This window comes from Mycobacterium sp. NPDC003323 (genome assembly GCF_053589535.1).
In genome coordinates this window covers 19,452-41,179 of record NZ_JBSFSB010000017.1, presented here as the reverse complement: position 1 = coordinate 41,179, position 21,728 = coordinate 19,452, and the positions used below count along the sequence as shown (strand labels likewise).

The 21,728-nt window shown below is 68.0% G+C and carries 21 protein-coding genes and 1 pseudogene; 14 read left to right on the top strand and 8 right to left on the bottom strand.

All coding sequences use genetic code 11. The features are described from left to right. Positions 1-68: 68 nt before the first annotated feature. Positions 69-518, top strand: a complete 450-nt coding sequence (locus ACWDUN_RS25465; RefSeq protein WP_449933030.1) for a MarR family winged helix-turn-helix transcriptional regulator — start codon at positions 69-71, stop codon at positions 516-518. Next, the gene (locus ACWDUN_RS25460) at positions 515-2,089 is read left to right on the top strand and encodes a phospho-sugar mutase (protein WP_449933028.1); all 1,575 of its coding nucleotides are present in this window, start codon (positions 515-517) and stop codon (positions 2,087-2,089) included. Before ACWDUN_RS25465 ends, ACWDUN_RS25460 begins: the two co-directional genes overlap by 4 nt. Here ACWDUN_RS25460 and upp read toward each other — a convergent pair whose 3' ends face one another. Next, positions 2,090-2,713 (bottom strand): uracil phosphoribosyltransferase, encoded by a 624-nt coding sequence (gene upp, locus ACWDUN_RS25455; protein ID WP_449933026.1) that lies wholly within the window; start codon positions 2,711-2,713, stop codon positions 2,090-2,092. A gap of 85 nt (positions 2,714-2,798) precedes the next feature. Here upp and ACWDUN_RS25450 point away from each other — a divergent pair, with 85 nt between their 5' ends. The 3 genes from ACWDUN_RS25450 to satS all read left to right on the top strand — a co-directional run bounded on the left by ACWDUN_RS25450 (position 2,799) and on the right by satS (position 5,422). Further along, a complete protein-coding gene (locus ACWDUN_RS25450) occupies positions 2,799-3,089 on the top strand; it encodes a type VII secretion target (protein ID WP_449933024.1) in 291 nt (96 codons plus the stop codon). Position 3,090: 1 nt separating this feature from the next. Next, complete coding sequence (locus tag ACWDUN_RS25445; protein ID WP_449933023.1) at positions 3,091-4,095, top strand: bifunctional WXG100 family type VII secretion target/C40 family peptidase; 1,005 nt, start codon at positions 3,091-3,093, stop codon at positions 4,093-4,095. 61 nt (positions 4,096-4,156) lie between these two features. Next, positions 4,157-5,422, top strand: coding sequence for a protein export chaperone SatS (gene satS, locus ACWDUN_RS25440; RefSeq protein ID WP_449933021.1), 1,266 nt, complete (start codon positions 4,157-4,159; stop codon positions 5,420-5,422). Here the strand turns inward: satS and ACWDUN_RS25435 are convergent, their stop codons facing one another. From ACWDUN_RS25435 to ACWDUN_RS25425, 3 genes are all read right to left on the bottom strand, one after another. Then, positions 5,423-6,511, bottom strand: coding sequence for an adenosine deaminase (locus ACWDUN_RS25435; protein ID WP_449933019.1), 1,089 nt, complete (start codon positions 6,509-6,511; stop codon positions 5,423-5,425). It abuts the gene before it with no gap. 66 nt (positions 6,512-6,577) lie between these two features. Continuing rightward, positions 6,578-7,855, bottom strand: a complete 1,278-nt coding sequence (locus ACWDUN_RS25430) for a thymidine phosphorylase (protein ID WP_449933017.1) — start codon at positions 7,853-7,855, stop codon at positions 6,578-6,580. Continuing rightward, positions 7,852-8,250, bottom strand: a complete 399-nt coding sequence (locus ACWDUN_RS25425; protein WP_449933015.1) for a cytidine deaminase — start codon at positions 8,248-8,250, stop codon at positions 7,852-7,854. Before ACWDUN_RS25425 ends, ACWDUN_RS25430 begins: the two co-directional genes overlap by 4 nt. 213 nt (positions 8,251-8,463) lie before the next feature. Between ACWDUN_RS25425 and sdhC the strand changes: the two genes are divergently transcribed. Genes sdhC through ACWDUN_RS25405 form a run of 4 tightly spaced genes read left to right on the top strand, consistent with a single transcriptional unit; the run spans position 8,464 to position 11,947 of the window. After that, positions 8,464-8,892 (top strand): succinate dehydrogenase, cytochrome b556 subunit, encoded by a 429-nt coding sequence (gene sdhC, locus ACWDUN_RS25420; protein ID WP_449933013.1) that lies wholly within the window; start codon positions 8,464-8,466, stop codon positions 8,890-8,892. Between the two features lie 44 nt (positions 8,893-8,936). Next, positions 8,937-9,365, top strand: coding sequence for a succinate dehydrogenase hydrophobic membrane anchor subunit (locus tag ACWDUN_RS25415; RefSeq protein ID WP_449933108.1), 429 nt, complete (start codon positions 8,937-8,939; stop codon positions 9,363-9,365). Between the two features lie 43 nt (positions 9,366-9,408). After that, entirely contained in the window at positions 9,409-11,163 is a 1,755-nt protein-coding gene (gene sdhA / locus ACWDUN_RS25410) for a succinate dehydrogenase flavoprotein subunit (protein WP_449933011.1), read from the top strand. Between the two features lies 1 nt (position 11,164). Further along, complete coding sequence (locus tag ACWDUN_RS25405; RefSeq protein ID WP_449933010.1) at positions 11,165-11,947, top strand: succinate dehydrogenase iron-sulfur subunit; 783 nt, start codon at positions 11,165-11,167, stop codon at positions 11,945-11,947. A gap of 22 nt (positions 11,948-11,969) precedes the next feature. Here the strand turns inward: ACWDUN_RS25405 and ACWDUN_RS25400 are convergent, their stop codons facing one another. Both ACWDUN_RS25400 and ACWDUN_RS25395 read right to left on the bottom strand, forming a co-directional pair. Then, complete coding sequence (locus tag ACWDUN_RS25400) at positions 11,970-12,872, bottom strand: endonuclease domain-containing protein (RefSeq protein ID WP_449933008.1); 903 nt, start codon at positions 12,870-12,872, stop codon at positions 11,970-11,972. A gap of 105 nt (positions 12,873-12,977) precedes the next feature. Then, positions 12,978-14,024 (bottom strand): AI-2E family transporter, encoded by a 1,047-nt coding sequence (locus ACWDUN_RS25395; protein WP_449933106.1) that lies wholly within the window; start codon positions 14,022-14,024, stop codon positions 12,978-12,980. A 129-nt stretch (positions 14,025-14,153) separates the two neighbouring features. Here ACWDUN_RS25395 and ACWDUN_RS25390 point away from each other — a divergent pair. After that, positions 14,154-14,753, top strand: a pseudogene (locus tag ACWDUN_RS25390) (carboxymuconolactone decarboxylase family protein); the annotation flags it as partial. Here the strand turns inward: ACWDUN_RS25390 and ACWDUN_RS25385 are convergent. Next, entirely contained in the window at positions 14,698-15,627 is a 930-nt protein-coding gene (locus tag ACWDUN_RS25385; protein ID WP_449933006.1) for a sigma-70 family RNA polymerase sigma factor, read from the bottom strand. The pseudogene ACWDUN_RS25390 and the gene ACWDUN_RS25385 overlap by 56 nt on opposite strands. A 123-nt stretch (positions 15,628-15,750) precedes the next feature. Between ACWDUN_RS25385 and ACWDUN_RS25380 the strand changes: the two genes are divergently transcribed. Together ACWDUN_RS25380 and ACWDUN_RS25375 are read left to right on the top strand one after the other, a co-directional pair. Then, positions 15,751-17,253 (top strand): APC family permease, encoded by a 1,503-nt coding sequence (locus tag ACWDUN_RS25380; RefSeq protein WP_449933004.1) that lies wholly within the window; start codon positions 15,751-15,753, stop codon positions 17,251-17,253. Positions 17,254-17,274: 21 nt separating this feature from the next. Continuing rightward, positions 17,275-18,135 carry a universal stress protein gene (locus ACWDUN_RS25375; RefSeq protein WP_449933002.1) on the top strand — a complete coding sequence of 287 codons (861 nt, stop codon included), beginning with the start codon at positions 17,275-17,277 and terminating at the stop codon, positions 18,133-18,135. A gap of 3 nt (positions 18,136-18,138) precedes the next feature. Here ACWDUN_RS25375 and ACWDUN_RS25370 read toward each other — a convergent pair whose 3' ends face one another. After that, positions 18,139-19,629: a gamma-aminobutyraldehyde dehydrogenase gene (locus ACWDUN_RS25370; RefSeq protein ID WP_449933000.1), complete on the bottom strand. Its 1,491-nt coding sequence runs from the start codon at positions 19,627-19,629 to the stop codon at positions 18,139-18,141. A gap of 101 nt (positions 19,630-19,730) precedes the next feature. Between ACWDUN_RS25370 and ACWDUN_RS25365 the strand changes: the two genes are divergently transcribed. After that, a complete protein-coding gene (locus ACWDUN_RS25365) occupies positions 19,731-20,252 on the top strand; it encodes an Lrp/AsnC family transcriptional regulator (RefSeq protein WP_449932999.1) in 522 nt (173 codons plus the stop codon). After that, on the top strand, positions 20,249-21,634 hold the full coding sequence (locus ACWDUN_RS25360; protein ID WP_449932997.1) for an aspartate aminotransferase family protein: 1,386 nt from the start codon (positions 20,249-20,251) through the stop codon (positions 21,632-21,634). The genes ACWDUN_RS25365 and ACWDUN_RS25360 overlap by 4 nt, the downstream gene beginning before the upstream one ends. Positions 21,635-21,728 lie beyond the last annotated feature (94 nt).

The window sequence follows — 21,728 nt, the reverse complement described above, 5'->3', positions numbered from 1 at the left end:
TATCCCCTTGTGAATAGAACGGAGCAAATTGCTGGTTATCCGAAAAATACCAAGGTATAACTTGGTATATGACGCATGCGGACATTCCCGCGGCCACCGAACTGCGGGAATCGGTGATGGCCGTCGCGCGCCAGCTGCGCCGGCACCGGCCCGACCACGGACTGACGCTGAGTCAGATGCAGGTGCTGGCCGAGGTCACCCGGACCGGTGCCGCGACACCCGCCGAGTTGGCGGCCCGGATGCACGTGCGGGTGCAATCGCTGACCGACGGCATCAACGGCCTGGTGGCGGCCGGGCTGGCTTCGCGCCGCACCGACGACGCCGACCGCAGACGGCAGCTCGTCCAACTCACCGATGCGGGGGCCGAACTGCTGGCCGCCGACCGCGCCGAACGTGACACCTGGCTGTCGAACTCGATGCGGCAGAACCTCACCGATCTGGAATTCGACCTGTTGATGCTCGTCGCCCCGGTGCTGCGCAAGCTCGCCGACGCCGAGGCGGGCACAATCGGGGCATGACTTCGGCGCAGGACTGGATCGCCCACGACCCGGACCCGGCCACCGCCGCCGAACTGGCCGGCTGTGCCGACGACGAACTCGACCGCCGCTTCGCCCACCCGTTGACCTTCGGCACGGCGGGATTGCGCGGTCCGCTGCGCGGCGGCCCGGATGGGATGAACCTGGCCGTCGTCCTGCGCACCACCTGGGCACTGGCCCAGGTGCTCAAGGACCGTTGCCTGGGCGGATCGCAGGTCGTGGTCGGCCGCGACGCCCGGCACGGTTCGGAACAGTTCGCTACGGCGGCCGCCGAAGTACTTGCCGCCGAGGGGTTCTCGGTGAGACTGCTGTTCGCCCCGGCGCCGACCCCGGTGGTCGCCTTCGCGGTCCGGCGACTCGGCGCTGCGGCCGGTGTGCAGATCACCGCCTCGCACAACCCGGCCACCGACAACGGCTACAAGGTGTTCGGTGACGGTGGTCTGCAGATCATCTCCCCCACCGACCGCGATATCGAGGCCGCGATCGCCCGCGCTCCGCATGCCGACGAGATCACCCGGGTGCCGGTGTCGCCGTCGGGCGCCGAGATCGTCACGGCCTATCTGGAGCGCGCGGCATCCGTGCGCCGATCCGCGGGCCCGGTGCGCGTGGCCCTGACCCCACTGCACGGTGTCGGCGGCGAATTCGCCCTGGACGCATTGGCATTGGCGGGTATCGACGACGTGCATGTGGTCGACACCCAGTTCGCGCCGGACCCGGACTTCCCCACCGTCTCATTTCCCAACCCCGAGGAACCCGGAGCGACCGACGCCCTGCTCGCGTTGGCCGCCGAGGTCGGCGCCGAGATCGCGATCGCGCTGGATCCCGATGCCGACCGCTGTGCGGTAGGCGTGGCTGTGCCCACTGGCTGGCGCATGCTGAGCGGCGACGAAACCGGTTGGCTGCTCGGCGATCACCTGCTGTCACTGCACCCCTCACCCGGACAGGCGCTGGTGGCGAGCACCGTGGTGTCCTCACGCATGCTGGCGGCCATCGCCGCGAGTCACGGCGCACGTCACGCCGAGACGCTGACCGGATTCAAATGGCTGGCGCGCGCCGGATCCGACCTGATCTACGCCTACGAGGAGGCGATCGGTCACTGCGTGGACCCGGAGGCGGTGCGCGACAAGGACGGAATCAGCGCCGCGGTGCTGGTGTGCGATCTGGTCGCCGCCCTGCGCGCTCAGCACCGCACCCTGCTCGACGCCCTCGACGACCTGGCCCGCAGGCACGGCGTGCACCACACCGCCGCCGTGTCGCGGCGCGTCGACGACGCCGATGCGGCGATGGCCCGGTTGCGCGCCCAACCCCCGACCGAACTCGCCGGTTACCCGGTGACCGTCGAGGACCTCGCACAGCACCGCGGGCAGCAGCGCACCGACGCGTTGATCTTCACCGGGGACGGGTTACGGGTGGTCGTGCGTCCCTCGGGCACCGAACCGAAGCTCAAGTCCTATATCGAGATTCGGCGTCCACCCACCGATGACCTGGCCGCCGCCCGGGCGCAGGCCACCGAACTGGCCGAGGCCGTGCGCGCCGTCGCCGAGCGCTGGTAGCTAGCGCGGACCGAACTGCCGGTCACCGGCATCACCGAGGCCCGGGACGATATAGGCGATCTCGTTGAGTCCCTCGTCGACGGTCGCGGTGATCAGCCGGATCCCGGGAGCGACCCGCTCCAGGGCGGCGATGCCCTCGGGCGCGCACACCACGCACACCGCGGTGATGTCATCGGCGTTGCGTTCCTGCAGCAGACCCAGCGTGTGCGCCATCGATCCGCCGGTGGCCAGCATCGGGTCGAGCACGAAAACCGAACGGCCGCGCAGATCGTCGGGCAGTGAGGCCAGATACGGCGTCGGCTGGTGGGTCTCCTCGTTGCGGGCGATCCCGACGAAGCCGACCTGGGCCTCCGGAATCAGCGCATGCGCCTGGTCGACCATGCCCAGCCCGGCGCGCAGCACCGGTACCAGCAGCGGTGGATTCGCCAGTCGGGTCCCGGTCGTCTCGGTCAGCGGCGTGCGCACCGTGATCCTCTCGGTCGCCGCATCCCGGGTGGCCTCGTAGATCAACATCAGGGTGAGGTCGCGCAGCGCGGCCCGGAACGCCGCGTTGTCGGTGCGCTCATCGCGCAGCGCGGTCAGACGGGCGGCGGCCAGCGGGTGATCGACGACGCGGACATCCATGGGCTCAGAGACTAGTCGGCGTGGCGGCGGGACCCGCACCGGAAACCCGATGGAACCGAACGGCCGCCCGCCGCGTCATAACCACATGTTCGCTGATACCGCGGCCATCACCGTCCTCGGCGCCGAGCTGTCCCGGATCGCCACCGATCTCGACGCAGTCGCCGCCGCCCTGCCCGCCGCCGCGCCCGCGGTGCACGCCGCGCTGGGTCCCGTCGGCGCCGAGTTCTCGACCGCGCTGACGCGCGCACTGGCCACGGCGGCGCAGCGTGCCCGCGACCTCGGTGCCGATCTGGTCGGAGCGTCCGCCACCGCCGGGCATACGGCGACGGCCTACGCCGACGCCGAGCACCGCGCCGTCGCCGCGCTGGGCGGGTGACGTGCCGTCCGCGCTGAGCGCCCCGCTACACGGGCTGCTGGCCCAGCTCGGCTCCGGCGATTCCGCACAGGCGATCACGCAACTGGCCGGACTGCACCGCCGGCTCACCGACGCCGCCGACGCGCTCGCCCGCGCCGGTGACCGGTTGCGTGAGCTCTGGCGCGGGGCCGGCGCGGCGTCCGCGCAGACCTACCTCGGCCGGGCCGTCGCCGCGGCACAGGGGCTCGCCGATCATCTCGAGGACCTGCGCGCGGACGTACAACGCGCGGCCGACGCCGTCGACTCGGTGCGCGGCGAACTGGAAAGCCTGATCGCCGAGTTCGAGGCGCGCGCCGCCGTCCTGGAGCCCGCGCTCGACACCCCCGGTGTCGCCCAGACCCTCGCCGACGAGTCCCGCCGCGCACAGCTGACCGCGGGCCGGCTGGTCGACGACCTGCAGGGCCGGTTGAGCGGAGTCGCCTCGGGCGGCGCGTCCGCGGCACCGCCGCTGCCGACCGCGGCACCGGCCGGGTTCATGCCGCCTGCGATGCCCTGGCCGGGTTCGGCGCCCGCCGAGGCCGTGCTCGCCGCGCACCGGGACACCCCGCTGCCCGACGCCGCGCAGTTCGGTGCCGGCGAGGCGGTGCGGCTGCCCGACGGCAGCACCGTGACCGCACCCAATCCCGTCGCCGCGGGCGCGGTCCGGCACGCGCTCACCCAGCTGGGAGTGCCCTACCAGTGGGGCGGTACGACGGCCGGGGTCGGGCTGGACTGCAGCGGCCTGACCCAGTGGGCCTACCGCGAGGCCGGATTGACCATCCCGCGACTGGCCCAGGAACAGGACATCGGCGCCCCGGTCGACGCCGGTTCACTGCGCCCCGGGGATCTGGCGGTATGGGACGGTCACGTCGCGATGGTCGTCGGCAACGGCACCATGATCGAGGCCGGTGATCCGGTGCAGCTGTCGCCGATCCGCACCACCAATGCCGGGCAGGGATTCCAGGGCTTCTGGCGGCCGACCGCATGAGCCGGTCGCGAAGTGGGACGACCTGCGTGAGCTCACAGCCCGCATCGTTACGCTATGGCGCATGGCGGCTGACATCGTGCCGGTCCGGCTCGGACTGACCAATGGCGACCTGTACACCCTGTGGGCTCCGCGGTGGCGCGACGCCGGCGACGAGTGGGAGGCCTTCCTCGGCAAGGACGAGGACATCTTCGCCTTCGAGTCGGCCGCCGACCTGGCCGCGTTCGTGCGGACCAACGACGACAACGATCTGACCGATCACCCGGCCTGGGAGAGGCTCACCCGGGCCAACGCGCACCGGTTCGACCCGGCCGAGGACCAGCAGCACGACCTGATCGGTGTGCCCGAGGTGGTGGCCGAGAAGCCGAACGCCGACTCGGTGGCCGCGTTGCGCGGTGCGCTCGGCATCGTCTCGGCCATCGGCAACGTGTGCGAGCTGCCCACCATCACCAAGTTCTTCAACGGCAACCCGGTGCTGGGCACCCTCGGCGGCGGTATCGAGGCGTTCGAGGGCCGCGCGGGCCGCAAGCGCTGGTCGGAGATCGAAGCCGTCATCGGCCGCGCCTGGGACGGTGTCATCGATACTCTCGACGGGCTGGTCAGCACCCCCGAGGTGAACGCGGCCGAATCGGCCAAGGCCGAGGCCGAACTGGCCGAGCCCGCCCCGGAGGAAGACGACATCGCCGTCGACGATGACGACGATGTGGTGATCGAGGGTGAGGTCGACACCGAGGAAGAGGAAGACGCGCTGGAGGCCGAGGCCGAGCGCCAGGTGCTGGGCAGCGACGAGGATTTCTGGACCCAGGTCGGCATCGACCCGATCCGCATCATGACCAGCGGCGGCACCCTCTACACGCTGCGCTGCTACATCGGCGACGAACCGCGCTTCCTCGGCCGCAACGGTCGCATCAGCGTGTTCAGTTCCGAGCGCACGCTGGCCCGCTATCTGGCCGACGAGCACGAGAGCGACCTTTCCGGATTCAGCACCTACGAGATCATCCGGACCGCCGCCACCGACGGCTCGCTGCGCGTCGAGGTCACCGACGAGAACATCTACGTGCTCTCCGGGCTGGCCGATGACATCGCCGACGGACCCGAGGCCGTGGACCGCGACCAGCTCGACCTCGCTCTCGAATTCCTCACCGACGTCGGCGATTACGCCGAGGATCCCAGCGTGTCCAAGGCGTTGGAGGCCGATCAGCCCCTCGGCGCCTTCGTCGCCCATGTGCTCGATCCGAAGAAGCCCGCGCCCAGGGGTTCCACGGCCGCGGCCGTCGAGCAGTTCGAAGAGCTGGAGCGGTTCGTCGAATCGCGGCTGCGCACCGAGTGATCAGCCGATCAGCACCGCGTAGCGCGGTTTGATCACCCCGTCGATGAGCGCCAGTCGCTCGTCGAAATGCAGGAACGACGACTTCATCGCGTTGATGGTGAAGCGCAGCAGATCGCTCCAGCCGTAGCCGAACGCCTCGACCAGGCGCAGCATCTCCTGGCTCATGGTGGTGTCGCTCATCAACCGGTTGTCGGTGTTGACGGTGACCCGGAACCGGGCCCGCGCCAGCAGGTCGAACGGGTGCTCGGCAATGCTGCCGACCGCGCCGGTCTGCACATTCGAGCTGGGGCACAGCTCGAGCGGAATTCGCTTGTCCCGCAGGATCGCCGCCAATCGGCCGAGCTCGAAGCTGCCGTCCTCGGCCACCGTGATGTCGTCGGCGATGCGCACCCCGTGGCCCAGTCTGTCGGCCCCGCAGAACGCGATGGCCTCATGGATCGACGGCAGCCCGAACGCCTCGCCGGCGTGAATGGTGAAGCGCGCGTTGTTGCTTCGCATGTACTCGAAGGCATCGAGATGGCGGCTCGGCGGGTAGCCGGCCTCGGCACCGGCGATGTCGAAGCCGACGACCCCGCGGTCGCGGAAGCGCACCGCCAACTCGGCGATCTCGCGGGACCGGGCGGCGTGGCGCATCGCGGTGACCAGGCAGCGCACCACGATCGCGCGGCCGGCCCCGGCGGCAGCCTTCTCACCCTCGGCGAAACCGTCGAGCACCGCGTCGACGACCGCGTCCAGGGACAGCCCACCGTCGATGTGCAGTTCCGGGGCGAACCGGATCTCGGCATAGACGACGTTGTCGGCGGCCAGATCCTCGACGGCCTCGAAGGCGACCCGATGCAGGGCATCCGGGGTCTGCATCACCCCGACGGTGTGGGCGAACGGCTCCAGGTAACGCACCAGCGACCCGCTGTGTGCGGCGGTCCGGAAGAACGTCGCCAACTCGTCGACGTCGGCGGCGGGCAGGCCGTCATAGCCCGTCTCCTGCGCCAATTCCAGCACGGTGGCCGGGCGTAGTCCGCCGTCGAGGTGGTCGTGCAGAAGGGCCTTGGGGGCTTGTTGGATGAGGTCCAGCGTCAATGGCGTACTCATCTGTCCATCTTGCTCGCCACCGCAAGCCGGGGCAGCGCTGTTCACCGAACCGTCGCCGGTTCGCCGCTAACCGATGCGGTCGATGACCAGCGGACCGATCTCGGCCGGTTGCGTCCCGACGCCGAAGCCACCCTCGAGTTCGGCGAGGGCGGGCGCCAGCCGGTCCGGGGTGTCGGTGTACAGCGTGAACAACGCCTCGCCGGCGGCGACCGGTTCGCCGGGGCGACGGTGGATGCGCACCCCGGCACCGAACTGCACGGGCTGTCCGGGCGCCGCACGACCGGCACCGAGTCGCCAGGCCGCCATGGCGACGGCCATCGCGTCGATATCGCCCATCACGCCGCCGGCATCGGCCGTCACCGTCTCGGTGTGCGCGCCGATCGGCAGCGGTTGGTCCAGGTCTCCCCCTTGGGCGGCGACGAGCTCGCGGAAGCGGTCCATGGCGGTGCCGTCCCGCAGGGTCTGGGCGGGGTCCACGGCGTCGACGCCGGCGGCGCCGAGCATCTCGGTGGCCAACGCCAGCGTGAGCTCCACGACGTCGTCGGGTCCGCCGCCGGCCAGCACCTCCAGGGACTCGGCCACCTCGACGGCGTTGCCGACGGTGCGGCCCAGCGGCCGGTTCATATCGGTGAGCAGCGCGCGGGTCGGGATGCCCGAGTCGTTGCCGAGCGCCACCATGGTCGCGGCGAGCTCGCGTGACTCGGCCTCGGTTTTGAGGAATGCGCCCCTGCCGACCTTGACGTCGAGCACCAGCGACCGGGCGCCCTCGGCGAGCTTCTTGCTCATCACCGAGCTGGCGATCAACGGCAGCGACTCGGTGGTGGCGGTGATGTCGCGCAGCGCGTAGATCAAGCGGTCGGCCGGGGCCAGCTCACCGGCGGCAAAGATCGCCGCACCCACCCCGGCGAGCTGATCGCGGATCTGCGCCCTGGACAGTTCGGCGGTGAATCCGGCGATGGATTCCAGCTTGTCCAGGGTGCCGCCGGTGTGGCCGAGCCCGCGCCCGGCTGCCTGCGGAACCGCTGCGCCACAAGCCAGTACCACCGGTATCAAAGGGATGGTGATCTTGTCGCCGACGCCGCCGGTGGAATGTTTGTCCACCAGTGGCCGGCCCAGATCGGTGAAGTCGAACCGCTCCCCGGAACCGATCATGGCCGCGGTCCAGCGGGTGATCTCCGCACGGGTCATCCCGCGCAGGAAGATCGCCATCAGCAGCGCCGACATCTGCTCGTCGGCGACCCGGCCGTGGGTGTACCCGTCGATCACCCAGTCGATGGCGGCGTCGGACAGGACGCCGCCGTCGCGTTTGGTCCGGATCACCGAGGGTGCATCGAACATGCTCATACCCGCTCCAGGTCATCGGGGCCGAACGCGTCCGGCAGCAGGTCAGCCAGCCTTTTCGGCCCCGTCGGATGATCGATCAACAGCTCTGGGCCGCCATGCTCGAAGAGCAGCTGCCGGCACCGCCCACAGGGCATCAGCGGGGCGCCGTCGGCGGCCACACAGCTGAGCGCGATCAGGCGTCCCCCACCGCTGGAATGCAGGGCGCAGACCACAGCACACTCAGCACAGAGACCTAGGCCATATGAGACATTCTCCACATTGCATCCGAGGATGAATCGCTCATCGTCGACAATCGCCGCGGCCCCGACGGGAAATCCCGAGTACGGCGCGTACGCCCGCCTGGCAACCTCGATCGCCTTGTCCCGCAACGCCTTCCAGTCGATTTCACCAGTCATTGGGCGCCCGTTCACCATCGTCTGAATGCATTCCGAGAACCACCCTCCCGAAGCAGGGAAGCAACATAGGTAACCCTAACTTTATGGTAAAGGACCCCTTTCGGCCCCCACGCTAGTTCTTCGGGCACCACAAATGGGATTAGAGTCGCCCCGAGGTTTGGGGACTGATTCAGCCTTGTCCCCGGACGTCCACCGAAGGCGTTGGAGGACTCGATGAGCACAGCCACGACCGCGGAATCCGATATCCCGGCACCGCGATCCAAACCGGCGCGCCGCCGCAGCTTGTACCGCGGCGACCCAGGCATGTGGAGCTGGGTGTTGCACCGCATCACCGGTGCCACGATCTTTTTCTTCCTGTTGGTGCACGTGCTCGACACGGCACTGGTCCGGGTCAGCCCGGAGGCCTACAACTCGATCATCGAGACGTACAAGACGCCGATCATCGGATTGATGGAGCTCGGCCTGGTGGCCGCGGTGCTGTATCACGCGCTCAACGGCATCCGGGTGATCCTGATCGACTTCTGGCAAAAGGGTCCCAAGTATCAGCGCAAGATGTTGTGGGTCATCGCCGGCGTGTGGATCGCCGTGATGGTCCCGTCCGTGGGAGTGATCGGAATGCACATGGCGGAGCGTTTCCTGTGAGCGAGACAACCGGAGCATGGTCCCCGCACCACAAGGAGGGGCGAATCGCCCCGGTGCAGGAGAAGGAGCACGACCGGCCCGCGAGCCTGGATCACCCGCGCGCACCGCGTAGGCCCCGCGGCATCCCGTACTTCGAGAAGTACGCCTGGCTGTTCATGCGGTTCTCCGGCGTCGCGCTGGTTTTCCTGGCGCTGGGCCACCTGTTCATCATGCTGATGTGGCAAGACGGTGTGTACCGCATCGACTTCAACTTCGTCGCGCAGCGCTGGGCGTCGCCGTTCTGGCAGATCTGGGACATGGCACTGCTGTGGCTGGCGATGATCCACGGCGCCAACGGCATGCGCACCATCATCGGCGACTACGCGCGCAAGAACACCACCAAGTTCTGGCTGAACTCGCTGCTGCTGCTGGCGACCGGCTTCACGTTGGTGCTGGGCAGCTACGTGCTGGTCACCTTCGACGCGAACATCTAATCGGACCCTGGGCGAGCGAAGCGACGGGAATTAAGGACAAAGCATGATTCAGGAACATCGCTACGACGTCGTCATCGTCGGTGCCGGTGGCGCGGGTATGCGCGCGGCCGTGGAAGCCGGGCCGCGCGCCCGCACCGCGGTGCTGACCAAGCTGTACCCCACCCGCAGCCACACCGGCGCGGCCCAGGGCGGTATGTGCGCCGCGCTGGCCAACGTCGAGGACGACAACTGGGAATGGCACACCTTCGACACCGTCAAGGGTGGGGACTACCTCGCCGACCAGGACGCCGTCGAGATCATGTGCAAGGAAGCCATCGACGCGGTCTATGACCTCGAAAAGATGGGCATGCCCTTCAACCGCACCCCCGAGGGCCGCATCGACCAGCGTCGCTTCGGCGGTCACACCCGCGACCACGGCAAGGCGCCGGTCCGCCGGGCCTGCTACGCCGCCGACCGCACCGGTCACATGATCCTGCAGACCCTGTACCAGAACTGCGTCAAGCACGACGTGCAGTTCTTCAACGAGTTCTACGCCCTCGACGTCGTTCTCACCGACACCCCCGGCGGCCCCGTGGCCACCGGTGTGGTCGCCTACGAGCTGGCCACCGGTGACATCCACGTCTTCCACGCCAAGGCGATCGTGTTCGCCACCGGCGGTTCGGGCCGGATGTACAAGACCACGTCCAATGCCCACACCCTGACCGGTGACGGCCTGGGCATCATCTTCCGCAAGGGACTTCCCCTGGAGGACATGGAATTCCACCAGTTCCACCCGACAGGTCTGGCCGGCCTGGGCATCCTGATCTCCGAGGCCGTGCGCGGTGAGGGCGGACGCCTGCTCAACGCCGACGGTGAGCGCTTCATGGAGCGCTACGCGCCGACCATCGTCGACCTGGCCCCGCGTGACATCGTGGCCCGCTCGATGGTGCTGGAGGTCCTCGAGGGCCGCGGCGCCGGACCGAACAAGGATTACGTCTACATCGACGTGCGCCACCTCGGCGAGGACGTGCTGGAAGCCAAGCTGCCCGACATCACCGAGTTCGCCCGCACGTACCTGGGTGTGGACCCGGTGACCGAGCTGGTGCCGGTGTACCCGACCTGCCACTACGTCATGGGCGGCATCCCGACCAACGTCAACGGCCAGGTGCTGCGCGACAACACCAACGTCATCCCCGGCCTGTACGCCGCCGGTGAGTGCGCGTGCGTGTCGGTGCACGGCGCCAACCGGCTGGGCACCAACTCGCTGCTGGACATCAACGTGTTCGGTCGCCGCGCCGGTATCGCCGCCGCCGAGTACGCGCTCAACCACAACCACGTCGAGCTGCCGGAGAACCCCGCCGACATGGTGGTCAACTGGGTCGGCGACATCCTCTCCGAGCACGGCAACGAGCGCGTCGCCGACATCCGCACCCAGCTGCAGCAGTCGATGGACAACAACGCCGCGGTGTTCCGCACCGAGGAGACGCTGAAGCAGGCCCTCACCGACATCCACGCGCTCAAGGAGCGTTACTCGCGGATCACGGTGCAGGACAAGGGCAAGCGCTACAACAGCGACCTGCTCGAGGCCATCGAGCTGGGCTTCCTGCTGGAGCTCGCCGAGGTCACCGTCGTCGGCGCGCTCAACCGCAAGGAATCCCGCGGCGGGCATGCGCGTGAGGACTACCCCAACCGCGACGACACCAACTACATGCGTCACACGATGGCCTACAAAGAGGGCACCGATCTGCTGAGCGATATCCGGCTGGACTACAAGCCCGTGGTCCAGACCCGGTACGAGCCGATGGAACGGAAGTACTGATATGACTAGCGTTCTCGAGAAGCCCGCCACCGACGGGCCGGAGCTGCCGCCCGTACCCGACGGCGCGGTCATGGTCACGCTGAAGATCGCGCGGTTCAACCCGGACGCCCCCGACGAGGCCGGCTGGCAGAGCTTCCGGGTGCCGTGCCTGCCGAGCGACCGACTGCTCAACCTGCTGCACTACGTGAAGTGGTACCTCGACGGCACGTTGACCTTCCGCCGGTCCTGCGCGCACGGCGTGTGCGGGTCGGACGCCATGCGCATCAACGGTGTGAACCGGTTGGCCTGCAAGGTGCTGATGCGCGACATGCTGCCCAAGAAGGCTTCCAAGGCGCTGACCATCACCATCGAGCCGATCCGCGGCCTGCCCGTGGAAAAGGACTTGATCGTGAACATGGAGCCGTTCTTCGATGCCTACCGCGCGGTGAAGCCGTTCCTGATCACCAGCGGCAACCCGCCCACCAAGGAACGTGTGCAGAGCGCGACCGACCGGGCCCGCTTCGACGACACCACCAAGTGCATCCTGTGCGCCTGCTGCACCACGTCGTGCCCGGTGTACTGGAGCGAGGGGTCCTACTTCGGCCCGGCCGCAATCGTCAACGCCCACCGCTTCATCTTCGACTCGCGTGACGAGGGTGCGGCCGAGCGCCTGGACATCCTCAACGAGGTCGACGGGGTGTGGCGGTGCCGCACGACGTTCAACTGCACCGAGGCCTGCCCGCGCGGCATCCAGGTGACCCAGGCGATCCAGGAGGTCAAGCGCGCTTTGATGTTCGCGCGCTAGGTTCTTGCCGGCCGAACGTGAGCTAGATGGCGAGTTTCCGCCCGATCCCCGCGATCGTGTTCACGTTCGGCAGGGGGTGGGGTGCGCCCGCGGCATCGAGCTCCGCCCGGACCCGCCGGATGATCGTCGGCCTGCGATATCTCAGCAGCTCCGCCCCCACCCGAATGATTCGCCAGCCCAACTCGCGATAACGGGCGTCTTGCTCGATATCGAGTGTCCGTTGGCGCGGATCGGTCCAGTGCTGCGCGCCGTCGTATTGGACCCCGACCTTCCATTCGGGCCAGCCCATGTCGAGGCGGCCCACCAGGCTGTACCCGTCGTAGACGTTGATCTGAGTTGCGCTGGGCGGCAGTCTTTCCCAGGTCAACACAAGCCTCAGTCGCGTCTCCTGCGGTGATTCGGCGCCGTAGTCGACCAGACCCAGTACCTTCCGCAGCTGCACCATCCCGCGGGCTCCCCCATGTCCGTCGACAAGTGCCTGCACCTCGGCCAGTTGCAGTTCCGGCACCGCCTGCAGCAGCGCATCGACCCGCGTCACCGCCTGGGTGAGCCCGCGTCGGCGGCCGAGATCGAACGCCGTGCGCGCCGGCGGCGTGACCCTGATGCCGTCGACGACACAGATCTCGGATTCGGTCAGCCGGTCGCTGTGAAGCAGGATTCCGCGGGTCTTGTGCCTGCTCGCCTGGTTCAGTTCGGCCGGTTCAGCCGGGTCGATCCACTTCGTACCGTGCAGCGCGGCCGCAGAAAGTCCCACGGCGACGCCCCGACCGTCCGCCCACATCCAGGCCGCCATCGCTTTGTCGGCCGGGGTCAGCGCCGTACCGCGGGCGACGTAGACATCGCGGTGCAGCATGTCGAAGCTGGTGTTCAGCTGGTGCCGGGTGACGGTCCCTGCGGCCAGGGCCGCACTTCCACGGATGAGCATGCAGATTCAGACGCAGCCCACCGATGTTCGGTTCCACCCATGACGAAAGTGAAGAAGATCGCGACTTTTCGCAGTTTTCCAGCGATCGACTTCACTTTCGCGGCGCTACTCCGGCGGCGGCTCGGGCCCGATGTTCTCCCCCGCCCGCTCGGCGACCTGCTCGTCGTAGTACCGCACGATGACCGCCACCGCCGCAGCGACCGGCACCGCCAGGAAGGCACCGATGACACCGAACGTCGAGGCGCCCAGGGTCACCGCCAGCAGCACCAGCACCGCGTGCAGCTTCATCGACTTCGACTGCAACCACGGCTGCAGGACATTGCCCTCCAGCTGCTGCACCGCGATGATGACCGCCAGCACCAGAAGCGCGTTGATCGGCCCGTTGGCCACCAGGGCGATCAGCACCGCGAGACCACCGGCGACGAACGCACCGACGATCGGCACGAAGCCGCCGATGAAGGTGATGATCGCCAGCGCATAGGCCAACGGCACGCCCAGGACCACCAGTCCGATCCCGATCAGCACGGCGTCGACGAGGCTGACCAGCGCCTGGGTCCGGATGAACCCGCCCAGGGTGGCCCAGATGCGCTGCAACACCTCGGCCAGGTGCGGGGCGGCGGGATACCCGACCGACCGGCGCAGCCACGGGATGAACCGGGGCCCGTCCTTGAGCAGGAAGAAGAGCACCACGATGGTGGTGAACAGGGTGACCAGCGCCGAGGTTGCCGCACCCACACCGGTGAACACGCCCGTCGCGATCTGCGCACTGCTCGAGTTGAGCCGGTCGGTGATCGCGGTGACCGCCGAATCCAGTTGCGCCTGACTGATGTTCAGCGGCGGGCCGTCCAGCCAATCGCGCACCTGCACCACACCGGCGGTGGCCTGCTCGGCCAGCTCGGTGGACTGTTCGACGATCGCGGGCGCCACCGCGGTGATCAGTCCCGCGATCACGGCCAAGGCGGCCAACAGCGCCGACAACGCGGCAGCGGCGGCCGGTACGCCCTTGTCTCGCATCCAGCGCACCGGTGGCCACAGCACCGTGCAGATCACCACCGCCAGCGCGACGGGCAGGATGATCACCCACGCCTTCCCGACGACCCAGGCGAAGATCCACAGCGCCGCGGCCACCGCGACGATCTGTATGGCGACCATGGCCGACGATCGGAGATGGGCACCGAACACCGAGCCCCGGCTCGGCAGCTGCTTCTCAGTCACGCTTCTTCTCTACCCGCACCCGGTGGGTTCGAACTAGAACCGCTGTCACAATCGGCGGTGCTGTCTCGTCTGAGGGTTATGACAACGAGAATTGCTCCCCTGTCCCCGAAGGACTCCGGCGTGCTGACCCGGCTGATGTACCGGTTCGCCAAGCGCAAGTTCGGTGAGGTGCCCGAACCGTTCGCGGTCGCCGCGCATCATCCCCGGCTGCTGACCGCGAACGCGGTGCACGAGATGTTGCTGCAGGCGGGGTCGAAGAAGCTGCCTGCCAGCGTCCGCGAACTCGCGGTGTTCTGGGCGGCCCGCACCATCGGCTGCTCGTGGTGCGTGGATTTCGGGTCCATGCTGCAGCGGCTCGACGGCCTGGACGTCGACCGGCTCAGCCACATCGACGACTACGCGACGTCACCGCTGTTCAGCGCCGACGAGCGCGCCGCCATCGGCTACGCCGACGCGATGACCACCGACCCGCACAGCGTCACCGATAAGCAGGTCGCCGACCTGAGACGACGATTCGGCGACGACGGGGTCATCGAGCTGACCTATCAGATCGGGGTGGAGAACATGCGGGCTCGGATGTACTCGGCGCTGGGCATCACCGAGCAGGGCTTCAGCTCCGGGGACGCGTGCCGGGTCCCGTGGGCGCAGCAAGCGGAGACGCCGTGAACTTGTCCGGATTGGCGATGTCCCACACCGCGCGCACCAAACCGTCAGTGATGGTCATCGCGCTGATGCGCGGCATCAGTTCGGGGTAGCCGTCGACGGCCGGCGCACCCACGGTGTAGGTGCCGAGCTCGCCGTTGATCAGCACCAACTCGGTGCCGGCCAGCCAGTTCGGCCCGTACCGCTGCGCGAGCCCGAACAGGAACCGCGCCACCTTGTCCGGCCCGTGGATGACGCGTGCGGCCGTCGGCGCCCGGCGGTTGGAGTCACCGGTGAAGGTGACGTCGGGGTGCAGCAGTGCAACGACGGCGTCCATGTCCCCGTCGGCCAGCGCCGCCATCAGTCGCCCGGCTACGTCGTTGTGCGCGTCACTGGGCGTGGGCGGCGGGGCGGCCGAGACCGCCCGGCGCGCCCGCGAGGCGTGCTGGCGGGCCGCCGCCACGCTCACGCCCAGGATCTCGGCAATCTCGGCGAACGCCACACCGAACCCGTCGTGCAGCACAAAGGCGACGCGCTGTTCGGGCGTCAGCCGCTCGAGCACCACCATCACGGCGAACCGCGCGTCCTCGCCCGCCACCACGGCGGCCAGGGGATCCCCGCCCGCGATACCGGTCACCACCGGCTCGGGCAGCCACTGCCCGACATAGGTCTCGCGACGATGTGCGGCCGAGCGCAGCCGGTCCAGTCCCAGCCTGCTGACCACCGTGGTGAGCCAGGCACGCAGATCGACGATCTGCTCGGCGGTCCCGTGCCGGCGCAACCACGCGTCCTGCACGATGTCCTCGGCATCGGCGAAGGTTCCGGTGAGCCGGTAGCCGAGGGCCAGCAGGTGTGGACGCAACCGCTCGAACTCGTCGGTCCACGCGCTCGCCGTCATGAGCCGAGTCTAGGGCGGATACCAACCCCTTCCCGAATCACGAATCCGTCGCTGAAACCTGGATCAAGCAATCTTTCCGTCGTATCGGTGTCGAGAGACAACTGAAACCATATATTCCTAGCCATGGCACTCGCGGAACAGCCGATCACCACCGACAAGGGCCTGCAGGCCGGCGCGCTGGGACTGGTGGGCAATGTGGTCATCGGTCTGGCCGCGGTGGCACCGGCCTACAGTCTGGCCGCCACGCTCGGGTATGTGGTGCTCAACGTCGGGGACAAGGCGCCTGCCATGTTCGTGCTGGCCTTCATCCCGATGCTGCTGGTCGCCTTCGCCTACAAGGAGTTGTCCGCCGATACCCCGGACTGCGGCACCACGTTCACGTGGGGCACCAAGGCATTCGGCCCGTGGATCGGCTGGATCGGCGGCTGGGGACTGGCCGTGTCGGCGATCATCGTGCTGGCCAACGTCGCCGAGATCGCCGCGATCTACCTGTTCAAGTTCCTCGGCCAGGAGGCGTTGGCGGACAACCTGTTCGCCAAGGTGGCATTGGGCTCCTTCTTCATCATCGCGATGACACTGGTCAGCGCGCGCGGCGTAGTGGTCTCCGAACGCATGCAGAACGTTTTGATCGCCATCCAATTCGGTGTGCTCATCACGGCCAGCATCTGGGCGTTGATCCGTGTCTTCGGCGGCACCGCGGGCGCTCAGGCCGTCAGCCCGTCGCCGGCCTGGCTGTGGCCGGCGGGCCTGGACATCTCGTCGATCGCGGCGGCGATCATTTTGTGCGTCTTCATCTACTGGGGCTGGGATGCCTGCCTGGCCGTCGGCGAGGAGACCAAGAACCCCGGCCGCACACCGGGTATCGCAGCCGTCATCACCACCGTCATCCTGGTGTGCACCTACGTCCTGGTGGCCTACGCGGTGCAGTCGTTCGCCGGTTTCGGTGTCGTGGGTATCGGCCTGAACAACCCCAACAACACCGACGACGTGCTGACCGTGCTCGGCGAACCGGTGGGCGGGGCCATCCTGGCTTCGCTTCTGCTGCTCACGGTTTCGGTGTCGGCGCTGTCGTCGACGCAGACCACCATCCTGCCGACCGCCCGCGGCACGCTGTCGATGGCGGTCTACGAGGCGCTGCCCAGACGATTCGCCAACGTGCATCCCAAGTACATGACACCGGCGTTCGGCACCATCGTGATGGGCTGTATGGCGCTGTTCTTCTATCTCGTACTGACCTTCCTGTCGGAGAACGCGCTCGCCGACTCGGTCGCATCGCTGGGCCTGGCGGTCGCGTTCTACTACGGCATCACCGCCTTCGCCTGCGTCTGGTACTTCCGCCGTACGCTGTTGCGCTCGGCGCGAGATCTGTTCTTCCGCGGCATCTTCCCACTGCTCGGCGGAACGGCGATGGCCGTCGCGTTCGGCATCAGCGCCAAGGACATGATCGCCCCCGATTACGGGTTCACCGCCTTCGGCCCGGTCGGCGGCGTCTTTGTCCTCGGGGTGGGCATGCTGGTGCTCGGCGTGCCGCTGATGTTGGCGTGTTTCGCATTCGGCACCAAACGCTTCTTCCGGGGTGAGACGCTGAATGCCGAGACCGAAGTCAAGGTCCCCGATGTCTACTGACACGAAAGCGCAGGCACGACAATGCATCTGACGGTCGGCTATCTGGCCACCCCCACCGGAGACGACGGCGTCGCGTTGGCGGCCGCCCTGGCCCGCACCTTCGATGCCGACGTCGACGTCGTGCTGGTGGTGCGCGAGGAGCTGCCCGACGGGCATCCCGGCCGTGCGCAGTACCAGGAACTACTCGTCGAGAAAGGCAAGCAGTGGATCGCCCGGGCGGTCTCTGCGTTGACCGGTCCGGCCAAGTCGGTCGATGCCACCGTGCTCGTCGGGGAATCGTTCGCCGAGGAACTGGAGAAATTCGCCGAGGCGCACGAATCGGACCTCATCGTCGTCGGCGGCGCCCGCGACGGCTTCTTCGGCGGCCATGTCATCGGCCCGGTATCCAGTGCGCTGCTGCACAGTTCGACGATCCCGGTGGCGCTGGCCCCACGCGGTTATGCCGACGATGCGCCCGACACCATCACCACCGTCACGGCCGCGGTGCCCAGCCGCCCGGGTGATGACAACCCGCTGCCGTTCGCCATCACGCTGGCCAGTGCGGCCAACCTGGCTATCCGGATGGTGTCGCTCGTGTCGGCGGAGAACCTCGCCGAGGCCGAGGACCTACAGGATCTGCGCACCATGCAGGTCAGCGCGGCACAGCAGAATCTGGACGTGGCGGCCCGCGCGCTGCCCGACTCGCCGGACATCGAATCGCTGGTCGCCGACGGCATGACGCTGGAATCCGCTCTGAAGAAACTGAACTGGGATACCGACGACATCCTCGTCGTCGGCTCCAGCCGCTTCGCCGCTCCCAAACGGATCTTCCTGGGCTCGACCGCCTCGCGCATCCTGGCCGGCACCGACGCGCCGGTGATCGTCATCCCGCGCGACGAATAGTGATCAGCGCTTGGTGAAGATGGTGCGGTGCCACTGTTTGTCGGCCGCCCCGGTGATATCGCTCATCACGTGCTTGATGGTGAGGTACTCCTCGAAGCTGTACTGACTCATGTCTTTTCCGAAGCCGGATGCTCCCACCCCACCGTGCGGCATCTCCGAGATGATCGGGATGTGGTCGTTGATCCACACGCATCCGGCATTGATCTCCCGCGACGCGCGCTGGGCGCGGTACACGTCGCGCGTCCACGCCGAGGCGGCCAGCCCGTAATCCGTGTCGTTGGCCTGGCGCAGCGCGTCGTCGTCATCGGTGAACGCGCGCACGGTCAGCACCGGACCGAAGATCTCGTCGCGGTACACCTCCGAGGCCTCGGACACATCGGCGATCAGCGTCGGCCGGTAGAACGCGCCGGGCAGATCCGGGATGACACCGCCGGTGACGATGCGTCCGCCCTGATCGGGTGCCCGCGAGACCATCGCGGCCACCTTCTCCCGATGCGCGTAGGTGATCAGTGGCCCCAGGTCGGTGTCCTTGTCATGCGGGTCGCCGACGACGATCTTGGAGAACACCTCACCGACACCGGCGACGAAGTCGTCATAGAGATCGCGCGCGACGATGGCCCGGGTCGCCGCGGTGCAGTCCTGGCCCGAGTTGATCAACGATCCGGCGACCGCGCCAGCGATGGCGGCGTCCAGATCGGCGTCGTCGAACACCACGAACGGCGCCTTGCCGCCGAGTTCGAGTTGCGTGCGGTGACCGTGCACGGCGGCGGCGGCCATCACCCTGCGCCCCACCGGGGTGGACCCGGTGAAGGTGACGACGTCGACATCACGGTGTCCGGCCAGCGCCGCGCCCACATCGGCGCCCGAACCGGTCACCACGTTGAGCACGCCGTCGGGCAGCCCGGCCTCGGTGGCGATGCGCGCCAGCGTCAGCGTGGTCAGCGGGGTGATCTCGGCGGGTTTGATGACCACCGCACAGCCGGCGGCCAGTGCGGGGATGACCTTCCACACCGCCATCTGCAGCGGGTAGTTCCACGGCGTGATGGTGGCGACGACGCCGACGGCCTCGCGCCGGATGGCCGAGGTGTGATCGGCGGAGTACTCGGCGCTGGCCTTGCCCTCCAGATGCCGTGCCGCCCCGGCGAAGAAAGCGACGTTGTCGATGCTGCCCGGGACATCGAACTCGGTGGCCAGCCGCACCGGCTTGCCGCACTGGGCGACCTCCTCGGCGATGAAGACGTCCGCGGCCGCGTCCATCAACTCGGCCAGTTTGGCCAGCACGCCGGCACGCTCGACCGGCGGCGCGGCCGCCCAGGCGGGTTGCGCCGCGCGCGCCGCCGCCACCGCGGCGTCCACATCGGCCGGGGTGGCCAGCGCATATGTCGCGGCCACCGCGCCGGTGGCGGGATTGATCACGTCAAAAGACGGCCCCGCCGTGGTTGTTGCTGCACCATTGATCCAACTGCCCGCAAGGGCCACGTTCTGAGCACTCACAACCAGCAAGGCTACGCATTCCGGCAATAGGCGGCATCGCGAACGCCTGATTTCATACAAATGGTTGCTTGCGACGACGGATTCCGTGCACAATCGTGGGCATGTCGAACCCGGACTCCCCGCCCGGCGCCTCCGCTGTGTCCCTGCGGATCAACCATTCGCGCCCCGGCGCGGCGTTCCAGCTCGACGAGCTCTCGAAAGCCATCATCGAGAAGCTGCAGCAGGACGGCAGGCGGTCCTACGCCGGCATCGGCAAGGCCGTCGGCCTGTCCGAGGCGGCGGTCCGCCAGCGCGTGCAGCGCATGGTCGACGCCGGCGTCATGCAGATCGTCGCGGTCACCGATCCGATGCAATTGGGCTTTGCCCGCCAGGCCATGATCGGCATCCGCTGCACCGGTGACACCACCAAGGTGGCCGAGAAGCTCGCCGCGTTGGAGTCCGTCGACTACGTGGTCCTGACCGCCGGAACGTTCGACGCCATCGTCGAGGTGGTCTGCGAGGACGACGGCGACCTGCTCGACCTGCTCAACACCAAGATCCGCGCCGTCCCAGGGGTGATATCCACCGAAACGCTGGTTTATCTGAAACTTGTCAAGCAGCAATACAACTGGGGCACGAGATGACTATCACTGAGACAAACACAAGCGCGGCAAGCGATCTCGCCGCCAAAGCCAACCGCCACCTGTGGGGACACTTCTCCCGCCACGGTGCCGGTATCACCCCGCCGATCATCACCCGCGGTGAAGGCACCCGGATCTTCGACGACCAGGGCAACAGCTATATCGACGGCTTGAGCGGCCTGTTCGTCGTCCAGGTCGGCCACGGCCGGGAGGAACTGGCCGCCGCCGCGGCCAAGCAGGCCGAGCAGCTGGCCTTCTTCCCGCTGTGGTCCTACGCGACCCCGACCGCGATCGAACTGGCCGAACGGATCGCCCATTACGCACCCGGTGACCTGAACCGCGTGTTCTTCACCACCGGCGGTGGCGAGGCCGTCGAGTCGGCCTGGAAGCTGGCCAAGCAGTTCTTCAAGCTGACCGGCAAACCCGGTAAGCACAAGGTGGTTTCGCGTTCGATCGCCTATCACGGCACCCCGCAGGGTGCGCTGGCGATCACCGGTATCCCGGCCTTCAAGGCACCGTTCGAGCCACTGACCCCCGGTGGCTTCCGCGCACCGAACACCAACTTCTACCGGGCGCCTGCCGAATACGCGCACGACGAGAAGGCGTTCGGCCGGTACTGCGCCGACCGGATCGCCGAGGCCATCGAGTTCGAGGGCCCCGACACCGTCGCCGCGGTGTTCCTGGAGCCGGTGCAGAACGCCGGCGGCTGCTTCCCGCCGCCGCCGGGATACTTCGAGCGGGTGCGCGAGATCTGCGACGAATACGACGTGCTGCTGGTCTCCGACGAGGTGATCTGCGCCTACGGCCGGATCGGCTCGATGTTCGCCTGTGACGACTTCGGCTACGTCCCCGACATCATCACCAGCGCAAAGGGTTTGACGTCCGGCTACTCGCCACTGGGGGCGATGATCGCCAGCGACCGGTTGTTCGAACCGTTCGACGACGGCCAGACGGTGTTCGGCCACGGCTACACCTTCGGCGGCCATCCGGTGTCCTCGGCCGTCGCGCTGGCCAACCTGGACATCTTCGAACGCGAGGGCATCAACGCCCACGTCAAGGAGAACGCCCCGGCGTTCAGGGCCACCCTGGAGAAGCTCTACGACCTGCCGATCGTCGGCGATGTGCGCGGTGAGGGCTTCTTCTACGGCATCGAACTGGTCAAGGACAAGACCACCAAGGAGACGTTCGACGACGAGGAGTCCGAGCGGCTGCTGCGTGGCTTCCTGACCCCCGCCCTGTGGGAGGCCGGCCTGTACTGCCGCGCCGACGACCGTGGCGACCCAGTGGTGCAGTTGGCTCCCCCGCTGATCAGCGGGCAGGCCGAGTTCGACGCGATCTACGACATCCTGCACAACGTGTTGTCGGAGGCCGGCCGCCGGATGTGACGGCGGCACACCTGGACGAGCGCCGACGGTGCGTCCAGCTCGAGATGAGCGGTGTTTTCTCGATCTGGGCGCACCGTCGCCGTCGTTGAACCTC